Raw genomic sequence first — 9,486 nt, forward strand, 5'->3', positions numbered from 1 at the left:
CTCTACACCCACTCCACAGGTTCATTGATACTCGAAAATCCGCTGCTCAACAAAGGTTCCGCCTTCAGCCGTGATGAACGTCTGGCACTTAATCTCAACGGGCTGTTGCCCAATCAGGTCGAAACCATCAGCGAACAGACCGACCGGGCATATTCCCAGTTTTGTGATTTTAAACGCGATATTTCCAGGCACGTTTATCTGCGTAATATCCAGGATACTAATGAAACATTGTTCTATAACCTGGTGAATTCACATCTGGAAGAAATGCTGCCGATTATCTACACCCCGACGGTCGGCGAAGCCTGTGAGCACTTTTCAGATATCTACCGCCGCGCGCGGGGTCTGTTCATCTCTTACCCTGACCGCGCTCATATCGACGAAATGCTGCAAAATTTCTCCAAAAACGACATCCGGGTGATCGTCGTCACTGACGGTGAGCGTATCCTTGGACTGGGCGATCAGGGGATTGGCGGTATGGGGATCCCTATCGGCAAGCTTTCGCTTTACACTTCCTGTGGGGGCATCAACCCGGCCAATACACTGCCAATCATGCTTGATGTCGGGACCAATAACGCCCGGCGACTCGATGACCCGCTGTACATGGGCTGGCGCCATCCGCGTATTACCGACGGCGAATATAATGAATTTATAGATATGTTCATTCAGGCGATAAAGACCCGTTGGCCGGATGTGCTCCTCCAGTTCGAAGACTTCGCACAGACCAATGCCATGCCACTTCTGGAGCGCTACCGTGAGGAGTTGTGCTGTTTCAATGATGATATTCAAGGCACCGCCGCGGTCACGCTGGGCTGTCTGATTGCTGCCAGTCATGCCGCAGGCACCCAACTGCGTGATCACCGTGTGACCTTCCTTGGCGCAGGCTCTGCCGGTTGCGGTATCGCTGAGAAAATCATCGCACAGATGGTGGCAGAGGGGGCGACAGAAGACGAAGCGCGTAGCCAGGTTTTCATGGTGGATCGCTTTGGCCTGCTGACAGATGACATGCCGAATTTGCTCGATTTTCAGCGCAAACTGGTGACAGATAAAGATAAAATCACTCACTGGAATGTGGATAGCCAGAATATCTCGTTGCAGGACGTGGTGCACCATTCCAAACCGACCATTCTGATTGGCGTGTCCGGGCAACCGGGATTATTTACCGAAGAGATTATCCGTGAGATACACCACAACTGCCCTCACCCTATCATCATGCCGCTCTCGAACCCGACTTCCCGCGCAGAAGCACGGCCACAGGATGTCATCGCCTGGACTGAAGGTGCCGCGCTGATGGCGACAGGCAGCCCGTTCGCACCGGTACATTATCAGGATCACACTTACCCAATCCCGCAATGCAACAACGCTTACATTTTCCCGGGGCTGGGATTAGGCATTCTGGCTTGTGGAGCACGCCGTGTGACCGATGGCATGTTGCTGGCCGCCAGTCAGGCTCTGGCCAGCCTTTCTCCGCTGGCGACGACAGGCAAAGGCTCATTATTACCGGCTATTGCCGATATTCAGCATGTGTCTAAAGTCATTGCCGCAGAAGTTGCCCGCGTCGCACAACAGGAAGGCGTGGCGGCGAACGTTACAGAGGAGGAATTACAAAGCCGTCTTAATGCCGAGTTCTGGAAACCGGAATACCGGTCTTATAAGCATTCGTCATTCTGATGTATGTGTGGCCGGTATCTCCATGCCGGCCTGTTTCGTAATGACACCGTTAAAGTTCCGCTTTTCCCGGATTATCGAAACCTACACGCCCGACAAACGGCAAACGCAGTGCCGGATCCTTCACATCAATACCTAAATTCAATCCTAACACATTGATTTCCAGTCCCTCTTCCACACCGAGCGTCACGCCCAATACCCCCAGTAAAGAGACCTGCACGCCGCGCCCCGATGGCGGTAAACCGATCGGATTCGTGATCCCGCGGTAATCTTTGCCGATCGCATTGGAAGGAAGATCAAGCGCCAGCTCCGGCACTACGCGCCCGATGTGCGCCATAAAGGTATTGCTGTTTGGGCCCGGCCACGCATGATAGGTATGCGGATACGGATAGCTTTTGATTGCCGCTTCTATTTTTGGGATCATCATTTGCGCCTGCGCACCACGGTGATCAACCAGTATGCGTGGCTGCGAGCCAAACCAATATCCGTCTGCAATCGCGTAATTTCGGCGCACTACGTCAGTGCTGCCCCAGCTGATTACGTCATAGCGGGTAAATTCCGTCTCCCCTTCACGTTTATAAATTATCCACGGATGAACCGCCACCAGCCCGCGCCAGCCATAGGTCGGTGCGGCATAAATCTGGATAATGGCGATGTTTTTGAGTCTGGAGGGATCCGGGGCAATACCGGCCGAAGTGCGTCGTGCCGTTGACCAGCTCTGGCCGGCGGGTTCTGCCCGGGTTTGTGTCGCTTTGGCGTAGCTGTATCCGAAAGATAGCAATAAAACCAAAACAAACCCGAAACTTACCCATTTTATGGCGATCATACTTTTATTCACCTTTGACATGAGTTCGGAAGTTCACAACTGCACAACTGATTTACAGGACAACTTATATGTCCGAAGACACGCCGTAGCTGAAAGAATTATTTGTACCTCATTAATTCCCCCCTGTCGTGCTGTCATTCGTTGTAAAGGCATCGGTTTAAGCCAGACTCCGGCAAGGCGTGACGAATTTATCCAGTAAGCCACGTTATGTAATCCGGGCAAAATCAGACTCCAGCCCATTGTTGCACCCGCTATGCTGGCTCATACTGCCTGCAATACTGAAGAGATTTCGCGCATTAAATGGAAACAATAAATTCACATTAACGCATTGATTATTAAAGGATGAATATGACTGACTCTAAGAAGGCATTAATCATCGGCGCATCACGCGGTATCGGTCTGGGTGTGGTCGAGGTCCTCGCAAAACGCGGCTGGCAGGTGACCGCCACCACGCGTGATGCCGTTCCGGCCAAAACCCCGGCGTCTGTTGAATGGGTAAAACTGGATATTAATAAATCCGAAGCACGACAGGCGGTGAAAGACGCACTTTCAGACAGCCATTTTGATTTGATTTTTGTGAATGCAGGCATCTTTGGTCCGGATCATCAGCATATTCATCAGGCCAGCGATGAAGAAATTATTCAGCTGTTTTTGACTAATGCTATTTCCCCGGTCCGTTGCGCCGGTGAATTACTGCCTTTCCTGAACCACCGCACCGGTGTTCTGGCGCTGATGACCTCTGAACTGTCGAGCCTCAATGAAAATGAAGCGGCGACTTATTCGCTTTATTCCGCCAGTAAAGCCGCACTGAATATGCTGACCCGCGGGTTGTATCAACAGATCGAAAAACAAGAACTGACTCTGCTTTCCGTTCATCCGGGCTGGGTACAGACCGATATGGGCGGTGAAAATGCCACATTGACCATCACTGAAAGTGCCACCGGCATTGTCGATCAGTTCGAAGCCTGGCGCGGCAAAGGCGGCCATCATTTTGTTGAGTATTCAGGCCGTGAATTGCGCTGGTAAAAAGGGTTTGAGCTGACAAACGGCTTGATCGGTTTTTGTGTTAATGCCACCATTAGGAAATAAACGCTTCCTAATGGTGGTTTTTTTATGACATCTTCCTGCCCGAAGGATCGCGGTCGTCCGCGTGAATTTGATACTGAACTTGCACTGGATAACGCCATGACGGTGTTTCGTGAAAAAGGCTTTCATGCGGCATCCATCAGTGATCTGAGTCAGGCCATGAATCTCACTGCAGGCAGCATTTACAAAGCCTTCAGCGATAAGCGCACCCTGTTTCTCACTGTATTTGAACGCTACACCTCGCTGCGCAATACACAGTTACGCCAGCAAATTGAGCGTGTCGCCACCGGCCGTGAACGCATTGCCGAGGTGCTGCGCTTTTACCTGCGTTCTTCCCATGAAATTGAAGGCCGTCGCGGATGTCTCGTCGTCGGCAGTACCGTCGGATTACTCACGCTGGATGAAGAACTCGCCACGCTGGTGCGTCAGGCCATTTTGCGCAACAAATTGTTCCTGGCCTCCCTCATTGAACGGGGCCAGCAGGACGGTTCTGTCCCGCCGGGCATTGATGCGCAGGCCGCCTCGTCCCTGATGTTATGGATCGTTTTAGGCATGCGTGTCGCCGGTAAAGTTGAAAACAATGAAGCCAGCGAAGCTACGCTGAAACTGGCACTAAAAATCCTCGATTAAAAATTTTTCCCCATTTAGGAATCAATCATTTCCTAATTATATTTTTAATCCACTGACGTTAAGGAAACTTATTATGACTGATATCGTCCCGTCCGCGGTGATAACTGCCGCGCCTTTTGCTGCCGCTGACCCTGCCCTTTCCGGTTTTACGCATCGTTACGCCACCGTCGACGGTGTACGGCTGCATTATGTCAGCGGCGGAAATCCGGAAGGCAAAATATTGTTGCTCCTGGCGGGTTTTCCACAAACCTGGTACGCGTGGCGCAATGTGATGAAATCGCTCGCAAAAGATTACTGGCTGGTGGCACCGGACCTGCCCGGACAGGGCGATTCGGACCGGCCGCAGACCGGTTACGACACACGCAGCCTGGCGCAGAAAACCCACGGATTAATGCAGCTTCTCGGTCACAAGCATTATTCGCTGGCAGCACATGATGTCGGTGCGTGGGTGGCGTATCCCTATGCCGCGATGTATGGCGGGGAAGTGCAGCGGCTTGCACTGCTGGACGCAGGGATCCCCGGGATCACGTTGCCGGACGCGCTGCCCGTTATACCTGACAAATCGTGGAAAACCTGGCATTTTGCTTTCCACACATTGCCTGATCTGCCTGAAGCGCTGATCGCCGGTAATGAACGGGTGTATCTCGACTGGTTTTTACGCCGTAAAACTGCCGCGCCGGATGCTTTTACTGACGACGATATCAGCGAATATCTGCGCACGTTCCTGAAAAGTGGCGGCCTGCGTGCCGGACTGGCGTATTACCGGTCAGTCACAGAATCGGCTGAACAGAACCGCGAACTGAACCGTCACGGAAAATTAAAAATACCGGTACTGGCGGTCAGCGCCGACCAGGGGTCAATCCCGGACATGGCGATTCCCCTGCGCGCTTTCGCCGAAAATGTAACCGGCATCATCATCCCTCACAGCGGCCATTTCATTGCAGAAGAACAGCCGGGAGTTTTAGCGCGCGAATTGCATAGTTTCTTCACAATGTGAGATGAAGATTTGCTGAATTTTTTGTGATAAATATACAACTCAGATTGTTTGTTAATTATTTGTTCATAAAATAATTGCCGGGCTAACGAGTCGTTACCGACCGCAGACACGGCATCTTTCATATTCAGGGATTTGTCATGTCTGCTTCTTCCGTTAATTCGGATTCGCTGTTACAGCACCGTTCATTTGTGGCTTTCTGGATTGCCCGTGCCGCATCCAGCTTTGGTTTTCAGATGCTCTCCATTGTGGTGAGCTGGCAGATTTACTCGATCACCGGCCGTGCATTTGATCTCGGGCTGATCGGACTGGTGCAATTTTTACCCTCCGTTGCGCTGGCGCTGGTCGCCGGTCACGTGGCTGATCAGTTTGACCGCCGCCGCGTGGTGCTGCTCGGGCAAATCGCCGAATGGGTAGCGATTGGTGCACTGGCCTATCTGACACTGACGCATCATGTCAATGAAGTGATCGTGCTCAGCCTGATTTTTGTGATTTCCACCGCTAAAGCCATGGAAGCTCCGTCCTTGCAGTCGATGTTACCCGCACTGGTGCCACCGAATTTGCTGGCCCGCGCCATGGCCGCCACCAGCGTTTCCGGACAAGCTGCGTCGATGGTCGGCCCGGCGCTCGGCGGCTTTTTGTATGTTGCGGGAGCGGGCGTGGCCTATAGCGTATGCGCCTGCCTGTACCTGTTATCTATCATGATGGTCAGCCGTTTACGCTATGAACAGGCTCCGCCGCGCCGTGTTCCGGCAACCTTCAAAACGTTGTTTGCGGGCATTGGCTTTATCCGCGCCCGACCGGATGTGCTGGGTGTGATTTCGCTCGATCTGTTCGCCGTTTTACTCGGTGGCGCAACAGCTCTGCTGCCAATTTTCGCTCACGACATTCTGCATACCGGTCCGTGGGGATTAGGCCTATTGCGCGGCGCACCGGCGGTCGGCGGTTTGATCGTCGGGTTCTGGCTAAGCCACCGCGCACTCAACCGTAATGTCGGGAAGATTATGTTCGCTGCGGTTGCAGGGTTTGGTGCCGCCACGCTGGTCTTTGCGTTTTCCACCTCGCTCTGGTTATCAATGCTTGCACTGTTCGCTCTCGGCGGTTTCGACATGATCAGCATGGTGATCCGCGGCGCCCTGGTGCAGCTCGACACACCGGACGACATGCGCGGGCGCGTCAGTGCGGTGAATTCCATCTTCATCAATACCTCAAATCAACTCGGTGAATTTGAATCCGGTCTGCTGGCTGCCTGGGCAGGCGCGGTTCCCGCCGCAGCCATTGGCGGTATCGGCACGCTGATCGTGGTCGGATTGTGGATGACGTGGTTCCCGGGCCTGCGTCAACGGCAGAAACTGGAAAATGAGGTGCTCACACCGTAAACGCGGTGCGGGATTGTCAAAACTGGAATAATTCAATAATTCTCAATATAATCAGCTTATTCATTCATCAACGTTATATAAGGAGGATTGCCATGCTGACCCGTGAAGTTTTTTTAATTTCACTCGTTCTTAGCGATCGTCATTGCTCAGGCATTTCCGGCACCTTGCTGCGATAACCGGCTTGAGCGAAGCTAACTGACACCCTGAGTACTTCCCTCCGGCTTACCGGTTATCGTCCGCTTTTTTGACGATAGGCACTTTTGCGCCTGAAAACCTGAGTAAGCATCATGACAACTTTATTATCTGCACAATCTTTATCTTTCGATAATGCCTTTGGCCCGTTGCTGGCTGACATTTCCTTTGGCCTGAAAAAAGGCGACCGCATAGGTCTCATCGGCCATAACGGCTGCGGTAAAAGCACCCTACTGAAAATTCTCAGCGGCGAACTGGCGGCCTCCTCCGGCACTTCGACGCTGGCGAATCATTGCCTGATGGCGCGCGTCGAACAACAACTTCCTGCCGGACTCAATGATTGCACCCTGCTGGAATCGGTGCTTGATCATCTCCCCGGCGGCTTGCATCAGCCTGAAGTCTGGCAGGCGCAGGTGCTGCTTTCGAATCTTGGTTTTGACGAGAATGCCTGGGAACTGACGGCGGGCACGCTCAGCGGCGGCCAGCATACCCGACTGTTGCTGGCGAGGGCACTGATCCGCCAGCCAGATTTACTGCTGCTCGATGAACCGAGTAATCATCTGGATTTGCCGACATTACTGTGGCTGGAACAGTTTCTGAAAAACTGGACGGGCAGCTTCGTTCTGGTATCCCATGACCGCAGCCTGCTGGACAGCGTAACCAACGCCACCTGGATCCTGCGCGATAAAACGCTGCAATTTATCCGCCTGCCCTGTACTAAGGCACGACATGCGCTGGAAGAAAAAGACATGGCAGACGCGCTGCGCCGCAAGGCCGAACAAAAGGAAATTGACCGTGTGACGCTCAGCGCCAAACGTCTGGCTATATGGGGCAGCGTTTACGACAACGAAGGGCTGGCGCGTAAAGCCAAGCAAATGGAAAAACATGTGGTGCGCATGAAGGAAGATCAGACCGATGTCACCGCAGGCAGTCAGTGGAAACTGCGACTGACCGGAGAGGTGCTGGCGGCGGATCGCGTGCTGGCACTCTCTGACTTGCTGGTGCGGCCGGCAGCTGATGCGCCCGTGCTGTTTACTCTTGATGAAATGCGGGTAAAAAGTGGCGACCGCATCGCGCTTGTCGGGCGTAACGGCTGCGGTAAATCATCCCTTCTGCACAGCGTATGGCAGGCTTTTATTCACCCGGAAACCGCGGTCAGTGGTGTGGTTTTCCACCCGCGTGTACGGATAGGGTATTACGATCAAAACCAGCATCAGTTGCAGGATAACGATTCGCTTTCTGCTGCACTGGCACGTTTCGCGCCGCTGACCGAAGAACAGCGAAAAATGGCGCTGATCGGGGCGGGATTTCCGTATATCCGTCATCAGCAAAAAGTGAGCACACTTAGCGGTGGCGAACGGTCACGTCTGCTATTTATCGGCCTGACGCTGGCAAACTATTCCCTTTTGTTACTTGATGAGCCGACCAATCATCTCGATCTGGAAGGCAAAGAGGAACTGGCAGAAACGCTGAAAACCTTCAGCGGTGCAGTGCTGATGGTTTCCCATGACAGGACGTTGATCGAGCAAAGTTGTAACCGCTTCTGGCTGATAGATCAGCAGCGTCTGGAAGAATGGCATTCACCCGCACCGGTGTATGCCATCCTGGCGGGCAGCGCTCCGCCTGCCCACACGCCGGTGTCTGAAGTTATGCGGGCAGACGTGGCGATTCAGGATGCAGAAGAGGAACAACTGCTGACGCGACTGACGGATCTGGAAAATAAACTGGAAAATGACCTGGCGCGAAAGCCAAAGCACCAGAAACCGGAACTGCAACGCCAGTGGCAACAACAGATTGCTGAACTGAATGCGTTGCTGGATCTGCTTTAAAGACCTATGTTAAGCAACAGAATATTTATTTTTACTGACACAATGCATACCTGTTCCTGCCGGAGATATTATGTTTAACGTTTTACGTGCTGAACCTAAAACCACTTTCGAATACGGTCCGTTCCGCATCCGCCGTATGCGTCCCGGGAAAATAGTGCCAGAAAATAGCGATGAGGCGTTCGGGCCGCTAAGTGTTATCGATCATGCCAATCTGGAACTGGGTACGCTGGTGAAAATGCATGAGCATACCAACGATGAAATTTTCAGCTATATGTGGCGCGGGTCGATGGTACATGAAGATTCTGCCGGTCATCGTGTCTCGCTTTCGCCGAAAAAACTGATGATGATGAATGCCGGAGAAAGCTTCTGGCATGAGGAATCCACGCCGCTGGTACCGGCTGAAATGTTGCAGATTTTTATTCGTCCGCGCAAGGCAGACCTCGAAGGCCGCGTGCAGTTTATGGAGCGCCCGGACGGCGTTAAGCAAAACGAATGGACGCTGCTGGCCGCGCCGGAAGGGATTGAATCTCCGCTTGAAATCCGACAGGCGGTCTATATTTATGATATCCGTATGGATGAAAACAGTACCACGGAGATTCCGGCACATGCGGGATTTGCACAATGGTTGTATGTCATGGATGGCGAAATCAGCATTGCGGACGTCAGTCTGTCAAAAGGTGATGCGATCAGCGATGAGGAAAGTGCGTTGCCTGCCGCCTCGGCAAAACGAGAGACTACCCTGGTCTGTTTCCTCGTTTGCCTGGGTGCGGAAGCCATTCTGGAAGGGGCAATCAGCGGGAAGTAAAGAAATCTGATACTTAAAATATAAAAGCCCCAGTCGTTAAACCGGGGCTTTTAAGGTACTACCAAATTAATATTTAACAT

8 protein-coding genes are annotated in these 9,486 nt (G+C 52.7%); 7 read left to right on the plus strand and 1 reads right to left on the minus strand.

Annotation, left to right across the window (positions count from 1 at the left end; all coding sequences use genetic code 11):
• Positions 1 to 1,668: NAD-dependent malic enzyme (locus J1785_RS07310; protein WP_217219137.1), on the plus strand; the 1,668-nt coding region annotated here is incomplete at its 5' end.
• 49 nt (positions 1,669 to 1,717) lie between these two features.
• Here J1785_RS07310 and J1785_RS07315 read toward each other — a convergent pair.
• Entirely contained in the window at positions 1,718 to 2,491 is a 774-nt protein-coding gene (locus J1785_RS07315; RefSeq protein ID WP_129990986.1) for a DUF3750 domain-containing protein, read from the minus strand.
• Positions 2,492 to 2,839: 348 nt separating this feature from the next.
• Between J1785_RS07315 and J1785_RS07320 the strand changes: the two genes are divergently transcribed.
• The 6 genes from J1785_RS07320 to J1785_RS07345 all read left to right on the plus strand — a co-directional run bounded on the left by J1785_RS07320 (position 2,840) and on the right by J1785_RS07345 (position 9,406).
• Complete coding sequence (locus J1785_RS07320; RefSeq protein ID WP_217219138.1) at positions 2,840 to 3,517, plus strand: SDR family oxidoreductase; 678 nt, start codon at positions 2,840 to 2,842, stop codon at positions 3,515 to 3,517.
• Between the two features lie 87 nt (positions 3,518 to 3,604).
• Positions 3,605 to 4,207 carry a TetR/AcrR family transcriptional regulator gene (locus tag J1785_RS07325; RefSeq protein ID WP_217219139.1) on the plus strand — a complete coding sequence of 201 codons (603 nt, stop codon included), beginning with the start codon at positions 3,605 to 3,607 and terminating at the stop codon, positions 4,205 to 4,207.
• A gap of 73 nt (positions 4,208 to 4,280) precedes the next feature.
• A complete protein-coding gene (locus tag J1785_RS07330) occupies positions 4,281 to 5,204 on the plus strand; it encodes an alpha/beta fold hydrolase (protein WP_217219140.1) in 924 nt (307 codons plus the stop codon).
• A 137-nt stretch (positions 5,205 to 5,341) separates the two neighbouring features.
• Positions 5,342 to 6,580 (plus strand): MFS transporter, encoded by a 1,239-nt coding sequence (locus J1785_RS07335; protein ID WP_129953610.1) that lies wholly within the window; start codon positions 5,342 to 5,344, stop codon positions 6,578 to 6,580.
• Between the two features lie 287 nt (positions 6,581 to 6,867).
• The gene (locus tag J1785_RS07340; RefSeq protein ID WP_217219141.1) at positions 6,868 to 8,601 is read left to right on the plus strand and encodes an ABC-F family ATP-binding cassette domain-containing protein; all 1,734 of its coding nucleotides are present in this window, start codon (positions 6,868 to 6,870) and stop codon (positions 8,599 to 8,601) included.
• Between the two features lie 70 nt (positions 8,602 to 8,671).
• Positions 8,672 to 9,406 (plus strand): pirin family protein, encoded by a 735-nt coding sequence (locus J1785_RS07345; protein ID WP_129953612.1) that lies wholly within the window; start codon positions 8,672 to 8,674, stop codon positions 9,404 to 9,406.
• Positions 9,407 to 9,486 lie beyond the last annotated feature (80 nt).

The sequence above is a fragment of the Rahnella perminowiae genome, assembly GCF_019049755.1.
GTDB lineage: Bacteria > Pseudomonadota > Gammaproteobacteria > Enterobacterales > Enterobacteriaceae > Rahnella > Rahnella perminowiae.

Excerpts from the sequence above, each read along its gene's own strand:
- J1785_RS07335 (WP_129953610.1), top strand. The coding sequence starts at position 5,342 with ATGTCTGCTTCTTCCGTTAATTCGGATTCGCTGTTACAGCACCGTTCA.
- J1785_RS07320 (WP_217219138.1), top strand. The coding sequence starts at position 2,840 with ATGACTGACTCTAAGAAGGCATTAATCATCGGCGCATCACGCGGTATC.
- J1785_RS07315 (WP_129990986.1), bottom strand. The coding sequence starts at position 2,491 with ATGATCGCCATAAAATGGGTAAGTTTCGGGTTTGTTTTGGTTTTATTG.
- J1785_RS07330 (WP_217219140.1), top strand. The coding sequence starts at position 4,281 with ATGACTGATATCGTCCCGTCCGCGGTGATAACTGCCGCGCCTTTTGCT.
- J1785_RS07345 (WP_129953612.1), top strand. The coding sequence starts at position 8,672 with ATGTTTAACGTTTTACGTGCTGAACCTAAAACCACTTTCGAATACGGT.
- J1785_RS07325 (WP_217219139.1), top strand. The coding sequence starts at position 3,605 with ATGACATCTTCCTGCCCGAAGGATCGCGGTCGTCCGCGTGAATTTGAT.
- J1785_RS07340 (WP_217219141.1), top strand. The coding sequence starts at position 6,868 with ATGACAACTTTATTATCTGCACAATCTTTATCTTTCGATAATGCCTTT.